Source organism: Nocardia aurantiaca (genome assembly GCF_009708175.1).
In the GTDB taxonomy this organism is placed as follows: domain Bacteria; phylum Actinomycetota; class Actinomycetes; order Mycobacteriales; family Mycobacteriaceae; genus Nocardia; species Nocardia aurantiaca.
The window spans coordinates 359,652-380,148 of record NZ_WMBB01000003.1 but is presented as its reverse complement, the minus strand read 5'-3'; the positions used below and the strand labels follow the sequence as shown (position 1 = coordinate 380,148).

Genomic DNA, 20,497 nt, shown 5'->3' with positions numbered 1-20,497 from the left:
CGTGTCGGGAAACAACGGACGGTGGCTGTGCGCCGCGGTGGTGGCGGTCGCGGCGGCCATGACGGGAACGGTGGGGGCGCAGGCGGATTCGGCTCCGCAGGGCAAAGAACTTGTGATCCTGGGTGATTCGTTCACGGCGAACGGCTGGAACCCGCTGTCCAAGGAAAAGAAATGCGACCACGGGGACACCGCCTGGCCCGTACAGCTGAGCGGGCTGATGGGCGTGCAGAACGATGATCTGTGGAACCAGTCGTGCCCGGGCGCGTCGCTCGACACCGGCGACGGCTACACCCTGAAGGTCCAGGCGAGCAACGCCGACAAGGCGGGCGCGTTCGGGCCGCGAACCAAACTGGTGACGGTGCAGTTCGGTCTCAACGATGTCTGGGGCGGCGCCACGCAGTCCCCGTGGGCCTCGATCGAGCACTGCTTCTACGACGTGGCCGGTGGCTGCGGGACCGACGCGGTGGCCGCCGGGCGAATGGCCGACCCCCAGAATGTGACCGGTGCGGAGTACGCCACCCGCATCAGCAAGGTCATCACCTATATCCGGTATTACGCCCCCAACGCGCACATCGTGATCGTCGGTTACCCGGAACTGTTCCGACCCGACCAGGACTCCATCTGCTTCGATATCGCGGGCGTCCCGGTCACCCAGCCGCGCGGACGCACCGTCGTCGAGTACCTCAATCGATTCGACCAGGCCGAGCGGGAAGCCGCCGCGCAGCTGAACCTGGAGTATCTCGACACCCGCGCGCTCACCGCCGGGCACGGCCTGTGCACGCCGGAGCAATGGGTCAACGGAGTGTTCGATCCGAAGGTCAACGTCACAGGTCTGCCGTTCCACCCCGCTCCGCAGGGCGACGCCGTGGTAGCCGACGCACTGTACGAGAGGTACGCACGATGACCCGCCCACCCGAACTCGCCCCGCGCGAGGCGTCCGCCCTCGCGGTGGAGCCGCTTCCCGCCCAGCTCATCCAGTCCGCCCAGGCCACGCGGACCGCCGAGCCGATCCGGACCGCTGAGTCCGTCCGGACCGCTGAGCCCAGCCGGACCGCGGGCCTCACCGAGACCGCCGCCGAGAGCGCACGGCGAGAGCGGCCCGCGCTGCCCTCGCTGACCGGGGCGCGGTGGTGGGCGGCATTCGCGGTATTCGTGTTGCACGCCTTGGTATTCCTGCCGGTGTACCCGTTCCAGAAGTCGGAGCTGTTCCGCCACATTCACGAGTGGATCCCGATGCAGCTCGGGGCCGCGGGCGTCACCTTCTTCTTCGTGCTGTCGGGCTTCATCATCTACTGGTCGTTCCGGCCGGGGATGTCGGTGAGCGCCTTCTACCGGCGGCGCGTGCTGAAGATCTATCCGACGCATCTGCTGGCGGCCGCCGCGTTCATCGTGGTGGCGAGCGTGCCGCTGCACCGAGCCGTGGTGTGGGTGCCGAACCTGCTGCTGGTGCACACCTGGGTGCCGAAGTGGACCACGGTCGGCGGTTTGAACGTGCCGTCCTGGTCGCTGGCCGCGGAAATGCTGTTCTACCTGAGCTTTCCGCTGTTGCTCCCGCTGATCATGCGGATCCCCACCCGCCGGCTGCTGCTGGCGGCGGGCCTGTTGATGCTGGGCATCATCGCGCTGCACACCTCGTACTTCCTGTGGGTCGACGGCCCGAAGGGCATCGCGAACGCCTTCGCGCCGCGCCTGGTTCCGGGCAACGCGTCGCCGTACTACGAACTGCACGCCTCCCCGGCGTGGTTCAAGCAGCCGGACATCCCGGTGTCCCTGTCGTATTGGCTCAGCTACACCTTTCCGCTGTCCCGTCTGCCGGAGTTCTTCCTCGGCGTGCTGGCGGCCCGCATGGTGCTCGAAGGCCGTTGGCGGAACACGAATCTCGCCTGGCCGCTGCTGGCCCTGACCGTGTCGTACGCGGCGACCTGGGTGGTGCCGGTCAACTACAAGATGTCGGTGCTGATGCTCGCCCCGATGACCGCGGTGGTGGCCACCATGGCGGCCCGGGATCTGGCCGGCATCCGCGGCCTCAATGCCCATCCACGCATGGTGTGGCTCGGCAATGTGTCCTTCGCCTTCTACCTCATCCAGTTCCCGGTCATGGTCCTGGTCACCCGATACCTGATCGGCGGCAAGGAGTTCGGAATTCTCGGCTGGGCGGGTTTCTCCCTGCTGTGCCTGGTTGTCGCCACGGCCATCGCCGCGGTGCTCTACCACTGGGTGGACCTGCCGATCATGCGCAATTTCGCCCGCTCGAAGCGGGACTCTCGAGCGAAGGTCCAGCAGTCGTCGCGGGAATCGCCTGCCGCATAACTGTTTCCGTACGGTGAGCGCATGTCCATTCTGCGGGCGGTGTTCACCGTCCGGCCATTGGTGTACGGGTGATTCGACACCTGAAACTTGTTCTATTTGTGGCGCATCTCGGTGTCGACTCGCAAAGGAACACGTATGCGCCACAACGGCGTTGGAAACTACCGCAGCAAATCATTCGCGATCGTGACTGCGGCCACGCTGGCCGTATTGGGGGTCTCGGCGGTCACGCCGACCGGGGCCCACGCCGCGGTCACGAGTCCGAATCTGATCGTCGACGGCGATGCCGAGGCGGTGGCGCAGTGCTCGCCGAAGGGGCTGGACGGCATGACGCTGCCGGGCTGGAACATCGGCAAGGGTGAGCCGAACGCGGTGTGCTATGGACAGTCCGGATGGCCGAGCGCGTCCTCACCAGGTCCGTCGAACCGGGGTTCGAAGTTCTTCGCCGGCGGTGGCACCGGTAACGCCGAGATGGATCAGACCGTCAGTGTCTCGGCCGCGGGTGCGGCCATCGACCAGGGCGGCGTGAGCTTCGATCTCAACGGCTGGCTGGGCGGATTCGGTGCGCAGGACGACCGGGTCAATATGACGGCGATTTTCCTGAGCGCGTCCGGGTCCCAGCTCGGTTCGGCCGAGTGCGACGACGTGAGCAGTATCGATCGCGGACTGCAAACCGGTCTGCTGCAGCGTGATACGAAGGGCACCCTGCCGAAGGGTACGCGCGCGGTGAAGATCCAGCTGAACTTCAGCTGGACCGATGGCGACACCAATGACGGCTACGCCGACGACCTGTCGTTCACCATCGGCGCCGCACTGCCCGCTCCGGGGCTGAGCGCACCCGCCTCCGCCGTGCCGGGTTACGACCACGTCTTCGTGGTCTACATGGAGAACCAGGATTACGACGGCCTCACCGGAATCATCGGCAATCCGCTGGCCCCCTACATCAACGGCCTGCGGCCGCAGGGCGCGACGCTGAGCCAGTCCTACGCCACGACGCATCCGAGCGATCCGAACTATGTCGCGCTGGCGGCGGGCGGACTGTACGGGTTGGTCGACAACAGCGTGGGCGCCACGACCCTCGACGCGCGCCACATCGGTAACCGAGTCGACGCGGCGGGCAAGACCTGGAAGGGCTACGCCGAAGACGCCAACGGCAACTGCGACCAGGCCGCCCACGGCCAGTACTACCCGGATGACCTGCCGTTCTTGTACTTCAAGAACATGAAGTCCGATCCGTCCTACTGCGCGGCGCACCTGCAGCCGCTCACCCAGATGACGACCGATCTGACCTCCGCCGCCACCACCCCGAACTTCGTGTGGTTCGCCGCCAACGAATGCCACAACATGGAAGGCTGCGGCGTCGCCTCGGGTGACAGCTGGCTGAGCACCACCCTGCCGACGATCCTCAACTCCCCGGCCTGGAAGCAGCAGCGCTCCCTGCTGATCCTGACCTGGGATGAAGGCGCTACCAAGTCGTTCGGCCCGCTGTTCTCGAACCGGGTCCCGACCATCGTGCTCGGCTCGCAGAACTCCGTGAAGTCCGGCTACACCAGCTCCCAGCGCACCGACCAGTACGGTTTGCTGCGCACCATCGACATCGCCCTCGGTCTGCAACCCCTGACCAACAACGACGGTTACGCGGCGACGGTGAACGACATCTGGCCCGGCCACTGACGACCCGATCGCGCAGGCACACCCGGTGTGCCTGCGCGGCGTGTTCCGCGCGGGCGCGCGGCATCCTGGACGGATGGTGAGTTGCGGGATCCTGTCGGTTCGCGCGACTACTCTGCGGGGATGGTCAAACCGGAGTCGGCGCTGCGCCGCCTGATGCGTGATACGGGGAAATTGCTGCAGCCGTACGGGTTCGAAGGTGCCGAGCCCACCTGGGTGCGGGTCATGCCGGGCGGTGTGGCCACGGTGGCGCGGACGCGGACATTCCGCAGTTTCACCGGCGGGCAGCAGGTGCTGCGCTTCGGCCTGGGCGCCTGGGCGACGCCGACCGTGTGGTGGGAATTCCGCAACTGGCGAAACGAGCGGCTGGGTCTGCCACCCGTCGCGATCGAGACGGCCGCCGGACCCGGTCTGCTCCCCGACGAGGGCCTGCCGGAGGATCCGGACCGGCTGTGGTCGGTGCGCCTGGACCCGGATCAGCCGGGTCACCTCCTGCCCGGCGATATCGACGTCGTCCGAGAGGAACTGCCGCGCCGTGTGCACGCTCATGCCCGCCGCGCCCTCCGCCTGCTCGAACCGGACAGTTATCTCGAAGAGCTACTGGCCCAACCGAATCCGACGGCCGGCGTCCGGGAGGTCATCGCCGTTCTGCTCGCCGATCACGGCCCGAGCGCCCGCCTCGACGACGCCCTCGACCACCTCTTGTGCGCCGCGAGGGAACAGTCCGCGCCCTACCCCCAGGACGTGGTCGACTTCATCGCCGCCCGCACCTTGTCGAGCCGATCGGCATAGAAGAACACCCGCCCGCACCCCAGACACAGCAGGGCGGTCAGGTCCGAGAGGGCCCGCCCGCCATTGCGCTGCACCAGGTACATATCCATACATCCGCTCACCCGCACCCGCCGCTCTCCGCAGTCGGGGCAGGGCGTGGACGGCGGCGTAACCCGCTCGGGCTCCGTCTTTTTCGAGAACATCGCGCTATTATCGCCCGGCGGAGCGCTGATATTCGCGCCAGGCCTTCTGCGTTTCGGTCAGCTTCGGCTGTGGGGTGCGATTGCGGAAGAAGTTCACCACCATCACCACCGGCAGGATGAACGCCTGAAAGAAGATCAGGTAGGAGCCGCCGTCGAAAAGGAAAGCGAGATAGAAGGCGTACCCGAGGTAGACGGCGCCGAAAATGCCGTTGACGGTTCGCGACGTATTGCTCTGTCCCTGTCGCAGCGCCGCCAGCGCCAGCATGATCACGCCACTGAGTGCGAGCAGCCCGACATACCAATTGAACATGGTTTCCCCCGAAAATAATTCAACGCCCAACCGGTTCGGCTCGGCCGCGCCGAACGATAGCACCGGCCCGGAACGGGCGCCATCGATAAAGCGAGGCACGTTCAACGACGCGGGATGGCGGGGGTTTCCCAGGCGCGAGCGTAGCGGGTCTTGTCCGCGGACTTGTTCGGCTTGGCGCGGTAGACGACGTAGGGGCGTACGAGGTAGCCGATGGGGGCGGAGAACATGTGGACCAGGCGGGTGTAGGGCCAGAAGGCGATGAGTGACAGCACGATCAGGCCGTGGGCTTGGAAGGTCCAGGGGGTGCCGACCATAAGGTCGGGGTGGGGGTGGAGGGTGAAGAGGCTGCGGAACCACGGGGAGACGGTTTCGCGGTAGTTGTAGGTGCCCCAGAGCAGGTTGCTGCCGACGGTGTTGAGCAGGCCGGTGATCAGGGCGGCGGCGAGCAGGATGTACATGGCCTTGTCGTTGGTGGTGGTGGCCTGGCGGACGGCGGAGACGGTGAGGCGGCGGTAGAGGAGGATGGTGATTCCGGCGATGACCGCCAGGCCCGCAACCGATCCCGCGGACACGGCGACCACGTGGTACAGGTGCTCGGAGATGCCGATGGCGTCGGTCCACGACTGTGGGATGAGTACGCCGAGCACGTGCCCGCCGATCACGCCGAGCATGCCGAAGTGGAACAGTGGGCTGCCCAGGCGCAGCAGCCGGGACTCGTAGATCTGTGAAGACCGTGTGGTCCAGCCGAATTGGTCGGTGCGGTAGCGCCACAGGTGCCCGAGTACGAAGGATGTGAATGCGATGTAGGGCACCATCAGCCAGAGCGTGGAGCTCATCGGCGGGCCTCCGATCCGGTGAAGGCGAGCGGGTCCATGGCGAAGGGATCGAGACCGGCGGTGCCGCCGATGCCTACAGCCTCTTCTGGCGGGCCCTGGGCGGCGAGTTCGGCGATGCGCCGGCGGTCGGCGGTGGTGACCGGTGGCAGGGTCGCCACCACCGACGCCAGCACCCCGGAGTAGGGAGATTCGCTGTCGGACAGTGAGAGTCGCAGCAGTTCCAGCACCGGGACGTGTTCGCCCAGCAGTCGTTCGCCGCCGACGGGATCGACGGTGGCGGCGAATTCGAGCAGGACGGGCAGGTGGTCGGGTAGTTCCTGGTCGCCGAGTTCGACTCCGGCGTGCCGGTAGGCGTGCTTGAAGCGCAGCAGCGCCATCCCGCGCTTGCGGGTGTCGCCGTAGGCGTAGAAGGTCAGGTGCAGGCTGGCGCGGCGGCGCATATCGAAGGTCTCGACATAGTCCTGGGCCAGCGCGATCGGATCGGCGGTACGCAGGTGGGCCAGGAACCCGGCCAGCAGCGGACGCACCGAATCCGGCAATTCCGCTGTGGCGGAGTCGAGTTCATCGAGCATGGCAAGGGTCTGCGCGCTCGGATAGTCGAGCAGCAGCGCGCTCAGCCGCCACACCAATCGGCGATCGCGTTCACTCATGGCGACGGCGGGTTCGGGCCGCCGCCGCAGTTTCAGCAGGCTCATCGTGTGGCTCCGGTGGGTTCCGGCTCGGCGGCGGCAGCGCCATTGCTGACGCCGTCGATGCCGGAACCATGGTGGCCATCGCCGTTCCCGGACGTGGCGATGGGTGCGCCGGCGCCGCTGCCGTTCGCCCCGTTTCCGCCATGGCCATCGGCACCGGAGCCATTGGCACCGCTTCCGTTGGGCACCAAGCCTTTCGTGCTCTTGCCGTCCCAGTTCAACAGGTTGATGCGGTTGGTTTTCTGGTCGGGGGTGGCGCCGTTGGTGTCGGTGAGGTGGAATTTGTCGGCCATGTAGTCGAAGGCCGTCATGCCGGGCCCGCCGTCGGTGTCGAGCGAGCAGCCGGTGGCCAGCGAATCCAGCTCGTGGGCACGGGAAGTCGCGCCGGAGGGGATCACGTAGCGGTGCTCGTATTTGGCGATGGCGAGCAGCCGGTACATGGCTTCGATTTCCTCGGGCTCGAGTCCGACCGCGTCGGGGATGGTCAGGTTGGGTTCCTGGCCGAGGTTGATCGAGCGCATGAACGATCGCATCCCGGCGAGACGCTGCAACGAAGCTCGGACCGGGCCGATTTCACCGGCGGTGAACAGTTCGGCCAAGTACTCCAATGGGATTCGCAGGGCATCGATGGCCCCGAAGAGGTTGTTGTGGTTCTCCCCGTCGTGGCCGGTCTGGGTGAGGGTGTCGACGACCGGGGACAGGGGCGGCACGTACCAGACCATGGGCATGGTGCGGTATTCCGGGTGCAGTGGCAGGGCGATCTGGTAGTCGACGATCAGTTTGTAGACCGGTGAATCCTGCGCGGCGGCAATCCATTCCGGTGAGATGCCGGCGCGTTCGGCTTCGGCGATGACGCGGGGGTCGTGGGGGTTGAGGAACACGCCCAGTTGCGAGGGGTAGAGGTCCTGGTCGTTCTCGACCGACGCGGCTTCGAGGACCTTGTCGGCGTCGTAGAGCATGACGCCGATGTAGCGCAGGCGTCCGACGCAGGTTTCCGAGCAGACGGTGGGGATGCCGACTTCCACGCGTGGGTAGCAGAAGGTGCATTTTTCTGCTTTGCCGGTTTTGTGGTTGAAGTAGATCTTCTTGTAGGGGCAGCCGGTGACGCATTGCCGCCAGCCGCGGCATGTGTCCTGGTCGACGAGGACGATGCCGTCCTCGGCGCGTTTGTAGATCGCACCCGACGGGCAGGAGGCCGCGCATGAGGGGTTGAGGCAGTGCTCGCAGATGCGCGGCAGGTAGAACATGAACGTCTGCTCGAACTCGAGCTTGACCTGCTCGGAGAGCTTGGCCAGCAACGGGTCCTTGCCCACCTGCTCGGGTCCCGACCCCAGCGAGTCGTCCCAGTTCGCGCCCCAGGTGACCTTGGTGTCCTCACCGGTGATCAGCGACTTCGGCCGCGCCACCGGCGTGGTGTCCATCTGCGGCGCGGACAGCAGGTTGTCGTAGTCGTAGCTCCACGGGTCGTAGTAATCGCTGACCGTGGGCAGGTCCGGGTTGGCGAAGATATTGAGCAGCCGCTTCATTCGCGACCCGGACTTCAGGGTCAGGCGGCCCCTCTTGTCGAGGGTCCAGCCGCCCTTCCACTTCTGCTGGTCCTCGTAGCGGCGCGGATACCCTTGTCCCGGACGGGTTTCCACATTGTTGAACCACACGTATTCGGTTCCGGAGCGGTTGGTCCAGGCCTGCTTGCAGGTGACGCTGCAGGTGTGGCAGCCGATGCACTTGTCCAGGTTCATGACCATGGCCAGTTGCGCCATGACGCGCATATCAGTACTCCACTTCCTGCGAGCGCAATCGGATGCCGTGTGGTGGCCTCGTCGGAGTCATGTCAGTACTCCACCTCTTGGTCGCGTTTGCGGATCGTGGTGACCTCGTCGCGCTGATTTCCGGTGGGGCCGTGGTAGTTCAGCGCGAACGACTGTTGCGCGTAACCGCCGATGAGATGCGAGGGCTTGATCATGATCCGGGTCAGGGCGTTGTGGATGCCGCCGCGTTTGCCCTTGCCGACGAAGTCGGAGCCATCCGTCGCGGCCCCGTTGACCTTCGCGGTGCCTTCGACGCGGGGCACGTTCACCGTGCGGTCCTGGGCGTGGTACATGAAGACCGTGCCCTCGGGCATGCGGTGCGAGACGATCGCGCGCGCCACGACGACGCCGTTGCGGTTGATGGCCTCGATCCAATCATTATCGGCCACACCGATTTTCGCGGCGTCCTTCTCCGACATCCAGATCGCCTGCCCGCCGCGTGAGAGCGTGAGCATGTGCAGGTTGTCCTGGTAGGCGGAGTGGATCGACCATTTCGAGTGCGGGGTCAGGTACCGCACGGTCACCCCGTGGTCGGACACGTCGCCGATGCCCGGCTCGGAGAACAGCGCTGTCATGTCCAGCGGCGGCCGGTAGATGGGCAGCTGCTCACCGAGTTCGATCATCCAGTCATGGTCGAGGTAGAAGTGCTGCCGTCCGGTCAGGGTGTGCCAGGGCTTGGAGCGCTCCACATTGATGGTGAACGGCGAATAGCGGCGCCCGCCCGTCTCGCTCCCGGACCATTCCGGTGAGGTGATCACCGGAACGGGCCGGGCCTGCGTGTCGGCGAAGGTGATTCGCTTTCCCTCGTGTTCGGCGGCCAGGTCGGCCAGCTCGGTTCCGGTGCGCCGTTCCAGCGCATGGAACCCTTCCACCGCGAGCCGGCCGTTGGTGGTACCGGACAGTGCCAGGATCGCCTCGGCCGCGTGGATGTCCTTGGCCAAGGACGGACGGCCTTGCGCGACACCGGAAACCACAGTGCCGTTGACGCCGCGCAGGTAATCTACCTCGACATCGGGCAGTGTGGTGACACCCTTGGTGGTGAGTCCCAGTGTCTCGACCAGCGGTCCGAGCGCGGCCATCTTCTCCGCGACCTTCGGGTAGTCGCGTTCGACGACAACGAGTTTCGGCATGGTGACACCCGGTACGGGCTCGCATTCGCCGTGCTTCCAGTCCAGTACCCGCCCGCCGGCCTGCGCCAGCGCGTCGGCGGTGTCGTGCTGCAGGGGCACCGCGACCAGGTCCTGGCGCACGCCCAGGTGCTTCTCCGCCAGCCAGGAGAACCCGCGGGCGATGCGGTGGAACGCCTCGAAGTCGGTCTTGGCCTCCCAGGGTGGGGAGATGGCCGGGGAGAAGGCGTGCACGAAGGGGTGCATGTCGGTGGAGGACAGGTCGTGCTTCTCGTACCAGGTGGCGGCGGGGAAGACGATGTCGGAGAACAGGGTCGTGGAGGTCATGCGGAAGTCCAGCGACATCAGCAGGTCCACCTTGCCGGTGGCGGCCTGCTCGCGCCATTGCAGTTCTTGCGGGCGTACGCCGGTGGTCTCGGTGGTCTGCAGGTTGGAGTCCGCGCCGAGCAGATGCTTGTGGAAGTACTCGTTGCCCTTGCCGGAGGAGCCGAGCAGGTTGGCGCGCCAAACGGTGAGTACGCGCGGGAAGTTCTCGGGCGCGTCGGGGTCCTCGCAGGCGAAGCGCAGCCGGCCCGACTTCAGGCCGTCCACAACGTAATCCGCCGGGGTCTTGCCCGCGGTCTCCGCCTCGTCGACGAGGTCGAGGGGGTTGCGGTTGAGCGTCGGGTAGGAGGGCATCCAGCCCAGACGCGAGGCGAGCGCGATGTTGTCGGCCGCCGTGCGCCCGGCGAACGCCCCCTTGCTCAGGGGGGAGGCGAACGACTCGCTGGTGAACGGGTCGTAGCGCCACTGGTCGTTGGCCAGGTACCAGAACACGGTGCCCTGCATCTGGCGCGGCGGGCGTTGCCAGTCCGAGGCGAAAGCCAATGTGGCCCAGCCGGTCACGGGACGGCACTTCTCCTGGCCGACGTAATGCGCCCAGCCGCCGCCGTTGACGCCCTGGCAGCCGGTGAGCAGGGTGAGGGTGAAGAAGGAGCGGTAGATCTGGTCGGAGTGGAACCAGTGGTTGGTGCCCGCGCCCATGAGGATCATGGACCGGCCCCTGGATCGTTCGGCGTTGTCGGCGAATTCGCGGCCGAGGCGTTCGGCCTGGTGGGCGGGGACGCCGGTGATCGATTCCTGCCAGGCGGGCGTGTATGGCCGGGTCGCATCGTCGTAGCCGGTCGGCCAGTCGCCGGGCAGCCCGGACCGGGCCACGCCGTACTGCGCCAGCAGCAGGTCGAACACCGTCGTCACCCGTCGCCCCGCCACCACGGTGGTCGGCACGCCGCGGGTGAGGACATCCGCTGTGGCGCCATCGCGCCCGCCGCCGTCGAAGCGGGGGAACTGCACGGCCGCAACATCATCGGTGCGCTCGTGCAGAGTCAGCAGGGGATCGGTGTCCCCCAGATCCAGGTTCCAGCGTCCCTTGCCCGCCTCGGTGAAGCGGTGACCGAGGGACCCATTGGGCACCCGCGGAACGCCGTCCGCGTCCAGCAGCACCGTCTGGTGCTCTACGCCCTCGCCGGTGTGGCCGAGGTCGGCGGCGGTGAGGAACTTACCGGGGGTGAAGGTGCGGCCGCTGTAGTCTCCCTCGGTGGACCAGCCGCCCTCGTGCTCGTCCAGCACGACCAGATACGGCAGGTCGGTGTAGCGCTTGACGTAGTCGGTGAAGTACGGAGTCTGCTTGTCCACGAAGAACTCTCGCAGCACTACGTGGCCCATCGCCATGGCCAGGGCGGCATCGGTGCCCGGGCGTGCGGGCACCCATTCGTCGGCGAACTTGGTGTTGTCGGCGTAGTCGGGGGAGACGACCACGACCTTCTGGCCGCGGTAGCGGGCCTCGGTCATGTAGTGGGCGTCCGGGGTGCGGGTGACCGGGACGTTGGAACCCCACATGATCAGATACCCGGCGTCGAACCAGTCCGCGGACTCGGGCACGTCGGTCTGGTCGCCGAACACCTGCGGCGAGGCCACCGGCAGGTCGGCGTACCAGTCGTAGAACGAGAGCATCGACCCGCCGATCAACGAGATGAATCGGGCGCCGACGGCATGGGAGACCATCGACATCGCAGGAATCGGCGAGAATCCCGCGACACGGTCCGGCCCATAGCGCTTGATCGTGTAAACGTGTGCGGCGGCGGCGATTTCGGCGGCTTCCCACCATTCGGCGCGCACGAACCCACCCTTGCCGCGCGCGGACTTGTACGCGGTGGCCTTGTCCGCGTCCTCGACGATGGATTCCCACGCCAGCACCGGATCCTTGAGCCGGGTCTTGGCCTCGCGGTACAGCTCCAGCAGCGTGCCGCGCACGTACGGGTAGCGGATGCGCGCGGGGGAGTAGGTATACCAGGAGAACGACGCGCCACGCGGGCAGCCGCGCGGTTCGTACTCGGGCTTGTCCGCGCCCACGGACGGGTAGTCGGTCTGCTGGGACTCCCAGGTGATCACACCGTCGGAGACGTAGATCTTCCACGAGCACGAGCCGGTGCAGTTCACACCGTGGGTGGAGCGCACCACCTTGTCGTGCGACCAGCGCTCCCGGTAGAACTCATCGGCCTCGCGCCCGCCCACCTTGTGCAGGGTACGCAGGTCCCCGGACACCTCGCCGCGATTGAAGTACTTCCCCAGTCGAAGCAGCGCATCGGCGGACGAGTGTCCGTTCTGCGAAATAGCCATGACGCCCCCTTCGAGCTGGATAACCGGGCTGCTGGCTCGACTGTAGGGACGCCGGGGGGAGGCATCAAAACGATTTGCTCACAGTGCTCGGGACGAGATTGTGAGCTGTGAGATCGCCGCAATGTTCCGGTCACTGCGGGGTAGCGGCCGAGGTCACACCTTCCGGACGCGACCTGGGAAAACTCCTTACTGAGCGGTGAAACATGTTCCCGGAAGGGTGTTTCGGAGCAAGACGGTGAAGCTTCGGAAACGGTCGGTTCTCGGTTACTTAATATTTGTTAACACACCTTCGGATTGCTGAACGATCGCTATGGGGCATGCACGCATGCAGCGGTTCGACGGCGTCATCGAAGCCGCCAACGGCGGCGCCCACATCCGCGTCCCCGCGAACGTCATCGCCGCACGCGCCATATCGGTTGGGGCGTACTGCGGATCGAATGAGTGCGGGAACTGCGCCTGCGTGGGCGGCATGGGTGGGATGGGTGCCTGCGGGTCCCAGCTGCCCCCTTATGCCGTAGGAGCGGGCCCGAATCCCCCGCCCTTGCTTGGTCCCTGTTGAAATCCACCGCTGTACCACCGCCGACCGCCACCGGCACCACCCCGTCCGCCCAGGCCGGGACCCGCCGCCGATCGCAGTTCTGTTCGGGAGCTGGCTGTCGGCGAGCGCTCTGCCGGGACCCTGCTGTCGGTGAGTGTTCTGTCCGCGACCCGGCTGTCGGTGAGTGCTCTGCCGGGGAGCCGGCTGCCGGTCAGTGTTCTCTCCGAGAGTCAGCCGCCTTCGTACAGCCACCCCAGCATCGGGATATGAGAATCACCCCCGGCAGCGACCCCGGCTCACGGCTTCAAAGGCGTGTGGGCTGGTAGGCGAGCTTCGGCCTCCCGAACCCGCCCCCTCCCTCCTCCTGGCGTCTTTTGTCTTTGGTCCTTTGTCTCTCCTTCTTGACCTCGCTACTCCGCAATCACCCCGGTTTCCGAATCCAGCGCTCGCCGAGCCTCTTCCGACAGCCCAACGACCCCAAGCAGGTAGGCATCCGACCGGAGAACCCGGAATACCGCAAGACCCCTCGGCGCTCGCGAAGATCCCAGGAACGTCGCGCATCGAGGCAAACAAACGCTCCAGGAAGACACGCCCACCGCCGCGATCGCCGACCGGGCATTGGCTACGCGGGCAAATGAAATCGTCGAAACCCGACCGTACGAGAGCTTTTCAGCACCAAGCGCTAGGATTGCACCCGTCGCCTGCTCGACTCAGTGCCCGCCCCGATCCGGCCCGCGGGCCGCGACGACAACCGGCCCTGGCATTGGGTGCATGAGAGTAGTTTGGAGAGCACCCCTCCACGCCGCCAGCCACGGACACACCGGAACTCATACCGATAGGAGCATCCGGTGATACTGATTGGATTCGCCGCGCTGAGCGGTTCGTATCGAAGTCTGTGTAAGTATCCCTCCCGAAGGAGATCTCGGCGGTGCCTCCACGGGGAGGCGAGTTGGGCCGCTGGGGTTCCGTGAGGAGGACACCAGGTGGGCGCGAGAGCGGTATGCGGCCGGGATTTTCAGGAACTCGAAGCACCCACGTTCGGAAACCTGCTCCGCCGCCTGCGTGACAATCGCGGTGTCTCCCGCGAAAGGCTGGCATTCAATGCGGGTGTAAGCGCCAGTTACATAGCGCATTTGGAGAAGGGCGACCGCGGCAACCCGACTCGTGAAGTGGTCGAGGCGCTCGCCCGCTACCTGAACCGGCTGCACCCGCTCTCCACCGAGGACCGCCGCCAGCTGGGCGATCTGGCGGGCTTGGGCACAGGCGGGCTTCCCAGCGCACGGGAGCTGCGCGCCGCCGTCACCCCGGAGATGAAGCGGACCCTGGAACTGCACAGCCCGAATATGGCCGGCCTGCTCGATGCCCGGGCCAACCTGCTGGCCAGCAATGGCAGTTGGGACGCCGCCTTGCCGGGCCTGACCGCCGACGGCAATATGCTGCGCTGGTTCTTCGGGAATGAACTGGCGACCCGCGTCATAGTCCACTGGGACTCCGATGCCCGCCGGATCGCGCACTGGATGCGCGGATTGATCGGACGGTCGGGCAATGCCGACGGATTCACCGAACTCATCCGCGAACTCGGGAAATTCCCGAAATTCCGACAGGCATGGTCCGAGGGCGGCGTGGAATTCGCGCCGCATGTGTGGACCCTGCATCTGCGCAATCCGGTGACCGGCGCACGGCGTAAGGTTGTCGCCCAGACCGGCTGGCTCGACAGCGGCGTCCATCACGGACAATTGCTGACAGTTCTTGGATTGCCCGTGTGAGACGGTGTGGTATGCGGTAGTCGTCGCGGCGCTGTCCTGGACCGAATCACCCACGCAGCGGGATGAATTCGGCCATCGCGCCGTCCTCGGCATCGGCCGGGACGACCACCACGCCCTCCCGGTGCAGCAGATCGGCCAGGTGGGCCGTGCGCAGCCGCAGATCGCCCTCGAAGCCGCCCGTCGGGAGCGCCCGGGCCGGGACGATGCGGGCCACCGGCGCGGTCAGTTCGGAGGCATTGACCAGCGGGCCGATGATCGGACGGGCCGGAACCGCGCCGGTCATGCCCTCGACGGTCGCGCCGATCAGCGTCAGCAGCGTGGCGACCGCCGCGAACGGATTTCCCGGCAGGCCCAGAACGACTGTGCCGGAAGACAATTGCGCGGCCACGGTGGATCCGCCCGGCCGCAGCCGCAGCCGGCGCAGCAGCATCGTGGCGTCGGTGCGGTCCAGGGACGAGCGTAGCTGATCGGCCGCGCCCGCACCGGTCGCGCCGACGACCAGCAGCAGATCGCAGTCAGTGGCCGCGGCCAGTACCCGGTCGAAGGCATTCGCGGTATCGCGCAGGTGCACCCGGTCGACGGTGGCCACGCCGTACCAGGCCAGGACATCGGGCAGGATGGGACCGATCGAGTCACGGGTCTGGCCGGTGTGCAGTGGACCGTCCCCGCGAATCTCGTCGCCGGTCATGACGATTCGCGCCCGTACGGGGCCACGCACATCGGCCGCGGCGACCTCCGCGCTGGCCGCCACCGAGATCAGCGCCGCTGTCACCGGCATGCCCGCTGCGGCGACTTCCGCACCGGGGAGCCAGTATTCGCCGCGGCGGCGCACATCCTCGCGAACCGGGGTGTCGGGTAGTCGGTACAACGTGCCGTTATCGCCGATGCGGATGAACTCGTCGCGCACCACCGAGCTGGTCCCATCGGGCACGTGCGCGCCCGTGGCGATCCGCACCGCCTCGCCGTCCAGCAGACCTACCGGCCGCTCGCCGCCCGCGAACCCGATATCGCGGCGCAGCCGCCAGGGTCCGTCACCGCTGACCGCGTATCCGTCCATGGCCGAGACGTCGAACCGCGGCAGGGCGTCCGCCGCGAGCAGGGGCGCGGCCAGCGTCGCACCGCGCGCCGAGCGCAGCACCGCCCGGCGCACCGGCAGCGGGGAGATACTGCCGCGCAGCACATCCCGCGCTTCGTCCAGCCACAGCGGCGCGGCGGTGCGCGCCGCGCCGGTCCGGGCCCGCCGGACGTCCTCGGCGGTGTCGCAGTCGTCCACCCCTGGCAGCGCCACCATCGCCGTGTCCACCGGCACCAACGCCTTCATCGGCCGATTCACCAGGGAGTCCAGGCCTTTCAGCGCGTCGGCCAGCGCGGCGCGGCGCCACACCCCGACCAGATACTGCGGGCGGCCCGAGGCATCGGCGGCGAACACCGCGTCACTGCCGGATTCCCTTGCATGGGAAAGCAGTTCGTCCACGGCCCGCGCGGTGAGGAACGGCAGGTCGGCGGCCAGTACCACGATCAGTCCGGCCGGGAATTCGCACCCGGCCAGAGCGCCCGAGCCCGCGGCGATGGCCGCCACCGGACCGGCTCCGGCCGGTATTTCCTGCGCCTGAAGGACTTCCGGCGGCAACTCGGGCCGATGCGGACCCACCACCACGATGCGCGCGCACCCGGCCACCGCCGCGAGCGCCGCGTCCAGCATGGACCGCCCGCCGACCACGATGGCCGGTTTGTCCACCCCGCCCATCCGGCTGGCCTTTCCGCCGGCCAGCACGATGGCGTCCACGGGTGTCACGAGCCCGATCCGGGGTAGGGGCGTGTCCTGGGTTCACTGCGCATGGTTGAAGATCGTAGTGGCAGGCTGTTCGCAGCTTGCCGGGCACGCCGGAAACCTGCGCTTGCTCAGCAATTGCCGATACTCGTTACGTTATGAGATGTGGCGCGACACATAGTAGGAATGGTCTTGTTTTAACCTTTGGAACAATCACATATGGCAGTATCCGACCTGAGAACTGGCGGAGTACGCGGCGTTCGTCACAGCTCAACACCAGGCGTCACACCGGGTCCCACTGTCCGGTACCGGGAGGACTCAGGGCGATGAAGGTTGGTTGGCTGAATGTTTGCGGAGAGGGAGTGGCGTGGTGCTGGGAGTGAAACCGGATAGGGACTCCGACGATCTGAAGCCGCCGACATTCGGACTGCTGTTGCGCCGGCTGCGTGATGCACGAGGCGTATCACGAGAAAGGCTGGCCTTCAATGCCGGGGTGAGCGCCAGCTACATCAGCCATTTGGAGAAGGGTGATCGCGGCCACCCCACCCGTGAAGTGGTGGACGCGCTGCTGCGATATCTGGACCGAATAGCCCCGCTGTCCGCCGTCGAGCGTCGTCATCTGCTCGATCTGGCCGGACTCGGCGTGGGCGAATTTCCCACCGTGGAACAACTGCGCGCCGAAATCACCGACGACATGCGCCGCGCCCTGGAGCTGCACGAGCCCAATCTCGCCGCCTACGTCGACACCCGCTGGAATGTGCTGGCCTGCAACGAAAGTTACTCCCGTGCTTTCCCCGGGCTGGAACGCGATATCAATATCCTGCGCTGGTATCTGGGCAACGAGGCCGCCCGGGATGTCATGGTGGAGTGGGAGGAGGAGGTCCGGTTGACCGTGCACTGGCTGCGCGGTCTGATCGCGAGCTCAGGAGATACCGCCTGGTCAGTTGAATTCCTTGCGGAACTCGGGCGTTTCGGACTTTTCCGCGAAATGTGGGACGAGGGCATCGCGGCCTACGGCCGCCCCCGTGCCACCATGCGGCTGCGCGACGGCGAGAGCGGTCGCCGCTTCGATATCGCGGTCCAGTTGTTCAGCGTCTTCAATGCGGCCTACCCCAGCCAGATTCAGATCTTCCTCGGCATTCCGAGCTGGCATGAGGCTGGGGAACCCGGCCGGCCGTGACCGCCGTGGGCACGGCCTGCGTGGCTCCAACCATCGGATAGCGGGTGGTGCGTGGCGGCAGGCGTCACTGCGCGTGGCGAGCAAGCGTCACCGCGCGGCCTGGATCTCGCGCCCCCCGCGCGCCCGCGGCGCCGACACCGTCCGGGCCGGCCTGTTCTCCCGCCGGGTGGTGCACCGCTCGACCAGCCGGATCAACAGCGGCGCAACCACTTCCGGATGAGTCCAGGCGGCGCCGTGCCCTGCGCCCGGAATGGTGACCACGCCGTCCGCGCCGACCAGACCGCCGGCCAGTGCCTCGGACTTCTGGGCGGTGCTGTTGCCGTCTTGACTGCCGCGTATCACCAGCGCCGGCACGGCGATCTCGGGAAGTCGATGCAGGATCGAGCGCCGTTCCATCAGACACTGGGCGGCCGGCATTATGGCCTGGCGGTCGGAGCCGTACCAGCGACTGGTCCAGGTGCGCCACAACCGCGGATCGGAGCCGCCGATGAGCTGCGGAGCCAATTCGGCGACCAGCGGGGCCAGCGGCTCCGGACCGGTCCAGCGGTCGAAGAATTCGCGGTAGTAAGCCAATTCGGCCGGACTGCAGGCCGTGGCCTCGGTATCGATCAATGCCAATCCCTGCACCCGTTCCGGCGCCAGCAATGCCGTGCGCAAAGCCGCATAACCGCCCTGACTCATTCCGCCCACGACCGCCTTCTCGATTCCGAGTTCGTCGAGGACGGCCAATCCGTCGGCCGCCAGATCCCAATAGCTGAACGGTTCGCCATCGGGTGACTGGGTGCGTCCGTGGCACCTCGCATCGACCGTTACGAGATTGATACCGCTGGCTGCCAGAGGTTCGCGCAGGGGCTCGAACATCGACTCGTCCATGAAGAAGCCGTGGGCGAGCAGCAAGGCCGGGCCGTCGATCTGGCTGGATGTGAAATGGACTGTGGCTGAACCTGATCGCGCATAAGGCATGGTCAGACCCTAAACGGCGGAAGCGTCGATGCCCTAGTCGTTTGCCCGTGTGGTGCCGGGCACCGTGTGGTGCGGTTCCCGACGGGTACCCACACTGGTCAGTGTCAGTACTGCTAGGGGTTTGCCCCAGATTGCCCCAAAACTGGACAACAAGATCACGCGGCATTTTTAATCAGGCCGTGGCGCTTTTGGGACAAGCGCATTTTCAAGGGAGGAAACTAATGTTCGACGTCACCACCGCAACCCGCCGGAACGACTTCCGGGTCGATCGCGGCGCGGGATTGCGGGAGTCGCTCGAAGGTCTGTTGCTGCACGATGGGTCCGGCCTGGATGCGCGCATGCGCCACGCGATTTCGGCGGTGGTGCATCTCGCCGTCGACGCCCCGCTCGGACTTCCGGAAGACGCCGAAGAATTCCTTGGCCGGCTGGATGCATCCTGGCTCTTCGCGGCCTGGAATGACAGTGATCAGGAACTGTCTCTGCTGAATACCCTCGCGATCGGCGAGGTTCCGGCATTGAGCTGGTGCGAACTCATGTTCACTACGGCGCTCGCGCCGTGGTCGGGCGCTCCGGCCGCCGTGCACGCCCGTCGCATCTTCGTCAATGGTGAGCAGGCCCGGCTCGCTGCGGTCAGTGGTGACTGCGGCATGGGTCGCGCGTAAAACAAACCGCACGTTTTCTTTCTGAATCGAATTGAAGGGATAGAAAAAGTGAAGCTGCTTTTCACCAATTTCGACGCGATGTTCGAATCCCTGGCCCGCCGTGATGGATTCGAGAGCGAATCCTGGCATCAGCAGGCGCTGTGCACACAAACCGATCCGGAGGCCTTTTTTCCGGACAAGGGCGGCTCCACCCGCGAGGCCAAGCGCATTTGCTCCTCCTGTGAGGTGCGCAAGGAATGCCTCGACTACGCGCTCGTCCACGACCAGCGCTTCGGCATCTGGGGCGGACTCTCGCCGCGCGAGCGACGGCGCTACGAACGCGGCGCGGCCTGAGGGGTCACCGCGACGCGGCCCGAGGGTAGCGGCCCGAGGGTAATCGGACGCTCCGGGTAATCCGGCTCAGCGCGGAGCACGGAATTGCGGATCCTCCGGCGGGGAAGCGGACAGGATCGGCAGCGTTCAATCGATAGTCTCCCGGAACAGACGGAATTCATTGGTCTCCGGATCGGCCAGGACCAGGACCGGCTCGACGGCCGGGGATGTGCCGCCTGCGGGCGTCGCATCGGGGCCGACCGGGACCGCGCCCGCGGCCCGCAGCCGGGCCGCCTCCTCGACGGGATCGTCGGTGGGAAAGGCGATCAGATCCAGATGCAGGCGGCTGCGCCCACTGGACGCCTGCGGCTCCAGCAAGAACTCCAGCCACGGGCCCTGCCCGGTGGCGGCCCGGATGCCCGCATAGCGCGGCGTCCGGTGCGTGAGCGGCCAGCCGGAGGCCGCGGACCAGAACTCGGCCAGCCGCAACGGGTCCCTGGTATCCACCACGATGGCCGCGACCGCGCCGGTGTCCACGTACTGCTCGCGCGGCTCCAGCACACAGAACTCGTTGCCCTCGGGATCGGCCAGCACCGTCCAGGGCACCGCACCCTGACCGATGTCCAGCCGCCGGGCGCCCAGGGCCAGCGCCCGGTCCACCTGCAGACCCTGATGATCCAGCGAGCGGCTGGACAGATCCAGGTGCATACGGTTCTTGGCGGTCTTGGGCCGCCGCGCGGGGAGGAAGGTGAGCGCCACGTCCGAGCCGTCCGGGTCCGGTGCGGCGACATCGACCTTGCCGGGCCGATCCACCGTCACCTCCCAGCCCAGCAGCTCGGCCCAGAACCGGGCCGCTGCCCTGGGCTCGACCGCATCGAACACCACGCACGCCAGCCGGGTGGACATGTCTTCACGGTAACCG

The 20,497-nt window shown here is 66.8% G+C and carries 17 protein-coding genes; 8 read left to right on the top strand and 9 right to left on the bottom strand.

Features of this window, described 5'->3' with window-relative positions:
- The first annotated feature begins 1 nt into the window (after position 1).
- The 4 genes from GLP40_RS07895 to GLP40_RS07880 all read left to right on the top strand — a co-directional run bounded on the left by GLP40_RS07895 (position 2) and on the right by GLP40_RS07880 (position 4,770).
- The gene (locus GLP40_RS07895; protein WP_154787158.1) at positions 2-904 is read left to right on the top strand and encodes an SGNH/GDSL hydrolase family protein; all 903 of its coding nucleotides are present in this window, start codon (positions 2-4) and stop codon (positions 902-904) included.
- Positions 901-2,310 (top strand): acyltransferase family protein, encoded by a 1,410-nt coding sequence (locus GLP40_RS07890; RefSeq protein WP_230329328.1) that lies wholly within the window; start codon positions 901-903, stop codon positions 2,308-2,310. The genes GLP40_RS07895 and GLP40_RS07890 overlap by 4 nt, the downstream gene beginning before the upstream one ends.
- A 183-nt stretch (positions 2,311-2,493) precedes the next feature.
- Positions 2,494-3,981 carry an alkaline phosphatase family protein gene (locus tag GLP40_RS34735; protein ID WP_196054572.1) on the top strand — a complete coding sequence of 496 codons (1,488 nt, stop codon included), beginning with the start codon at positions 2,494-2,496 and terminating at the stop codon, positions 3,979-3,981.
- A 120-nt stretch (positions 3,982-4,101) separates the two neighbouring features.
- Positions 4,102-4,770, top strand: coding sequence for a hypothetical protein (locus GLP40_RS07880; RefSeq protein WP_154787156.1), 669 nt, complete (start codon positions 4,102-4,104; stop codon positions 4,768-4,770).
- On the opposite strand, the gene GLP40_RS07875 is transcribed toward GLP40_RS07880, so the two are convergent.
- The 6 genes from GLP40_RS07875 to GLP40_RS07850 form a co-directional block, all read right to left on the bottom strand.
- Positions 4,710-4,952 carry a hypothetical protein gene (locus tag GLP40_RS07875; protein WP_154787155.1) on the bottom strand — a complete coding sequence of 81 codons (243 nt, stop codon included), beginning with the start codon at positions 4,950-4,952 and terminating at the stop codon, positions 4,710-4,712. The two genes, GLP40_RS07880 and GLP40_RS07875, sit on opposite strands and share 61 nt — an antisense overlap.
- A 7-nt stretch (positions 4,953-4,959) precedes the next feature.
- Positions 4,960-5,367, bottom strand: coding sequence for a hypothetical protein (locus tag GLP40_RS07870; RefSeq protein ID WP_230329327.1), 408 nt, complete (start codon positions 5,365-5,367; stop codon positions 4,960-4,962).
- A complete protein-coding gene (gene narI, locus GLP40_RS07865) occupies positions 5,364-6,098 on the bottom strand; it encodes a respiratory nitrate reductase subunit gamma (protein WP_154787154.1) in 735 nt (244 codons plus the stop codon). Before narI ends, GLP40_RS07870 begins: the two co-directional genes overlap by 4 nt.
- Positions 6,095-6,793 (bottom strand): nitrate reductase molybdenum cofactor assembly chaperone, encoded by a 699-nt coding sequence (gene narJ / locus GLP40_RS07860; RefSeq protein WP_154787153.1) that lies wholly within the window; start codon positions 6,791-6,793, stop codon positions 6,095-6,097. The genes narI and narJ overlap by 4 nt, the downstream gene beginning before the upstream one ends.
- Complete coding sequence (gene narH / locus GLP40_RS07855) at positions 6,790-8,550, bottom strand: nitrate reductase subunit beta (protein WP_154787333.1); 1,761 nt, start codon at positions 8,548-8,550, stop codon at positions 6,790-6,792. Before narH ends, narJ begins: the two co-directional genes overlap by 4 nt.
- 71 nt (positions 8,551-8,621) lie before the next feature.
- Positions 8,622-12,383 (bottom strand): nitrate reductase subunit alpha, encoded by a 3,762-nt coding sequence (locus GLP40_RS07850; protein WP_154787152.1) that lies wholly within the window; start codon positions 12,381-12,383, stop codon positions 8,622-8,624.
- 1,521 nt (positions 12,384-13,904) lie between these two features.
- Here GLP40_RS07850 and GLP40_RS07845 point away from each other — a divergent pair.
- Positions 13,905-14,687 carry a helix-turn-helix domain-containing protein gene (locus tag GLP40_RS07845; RefSeq protein WP_154787151.1) on the top strand — a complete coding sequence of 261 codons (783 nt, stop codon included), beginning with the start codon at positions 13,905-13,907 and terminating at the stop codon, positions 14,685-14,687.
- 46 nt (positions 14,688-14,733) lie between these two features.
- Here GLP40_RS07845 and GLP40_RS07840 read toward each other — a convergent pair whose 3' ends face one another.
- The gene (locus tag GLP40_RS07840) at positions 14,734-16,482 is read right to left on the bottom strand and encodes an NTP transferase domain-containing protein (RefSeq protein ID WP_328289842.1); all 1,749 of its coding nucleotides are present in this window, start codon (positions 16,480-16,482) and stop codon (positions 14,734-14,736) included.
- Between the two features lie 346 nt (positions 16,483-16,828).
- Here GLP40_RS07840 and GLP40_RS07835 point away from each other — a divergent pair, with 346 nt between their 5' ends.
- Entirely contained in the window at positions 16,829-17,638 is an 810-nt protein-coding gene (locus tag GLP40_RS07835; protein WP_328289841.1) for a helix-turn-helix transcriptional regulator, read from the top strand.
- An 87-nt stretch (positions 17,639-17,725) separates the two neighbouring features.
- Here GLP40_RS07835 and GLP40_RS07830 read toward each other — a convergent pair whose 3' ends face one another.
- On the bottom strand, positions 17,726-18,601 hold the full coding sequence (locus GLP40_RS07830) for an alpha/beta fold hydrolase (protein WP_154787150.1): 876 nt from the start codon (positions 18,599-18,601) through the stop codon (positions 17,726-17,728).
- A 179-nt stretch (positions 18,602-18,780) separates the two neighbouring features.
- Here GLP40_RS07830 and GLP40_RS07825 point away from each other — a divergent pair, with 179 nt between their 5' ends.
- Both GLP40_RS07825 and GLP40_RS07820 read left to right on the top strand, forming a co-directional pair.
- Positions 18,781-19,263 carry a hypothetical protein gene (locus tag GLP40_RS07825; protein WP_196054571.1) on the top strand — a complete coding sequence of 161 codons (483 nt, stop codon included), beginning with the start codon at positions 18,781-18,783 and terminating at the stop codon, positions 19,261-19,263.
- 48 nt (positions 19,264-19,311) lie between these two features.
- A complete protein-coding gene (locus tag GLP40_RS07820) occupies positions 19,312-19,596 on the top strand; it encodes a WhiB family transcriptional regulator (RefSeq protein ID WP_328289840.1) in 285 nt (94 codons plus the stop codon).
- Positions 19,597-19,722: 126 nt separating this feature from the next.
- On the opposite strand, the gene GLP40_RS07815 is transcribed toward GLP40_RS07820, so the two are convergent.
- Positions 19,723-20,481 carry a VOC family protein gene (locus GLP40_RS07815; protein ID WP_154787149.1) on the bottom strand — a complete coding sequence of 253 codons (759 nt, stop codon included), beginning with the start codon at positions 20,479-20,481 and terminating at the stop codon, positions 19,723-19,725.
- Between the last annotated feature and the right edge of the window lie 16 nt (positions 20,482-20,497).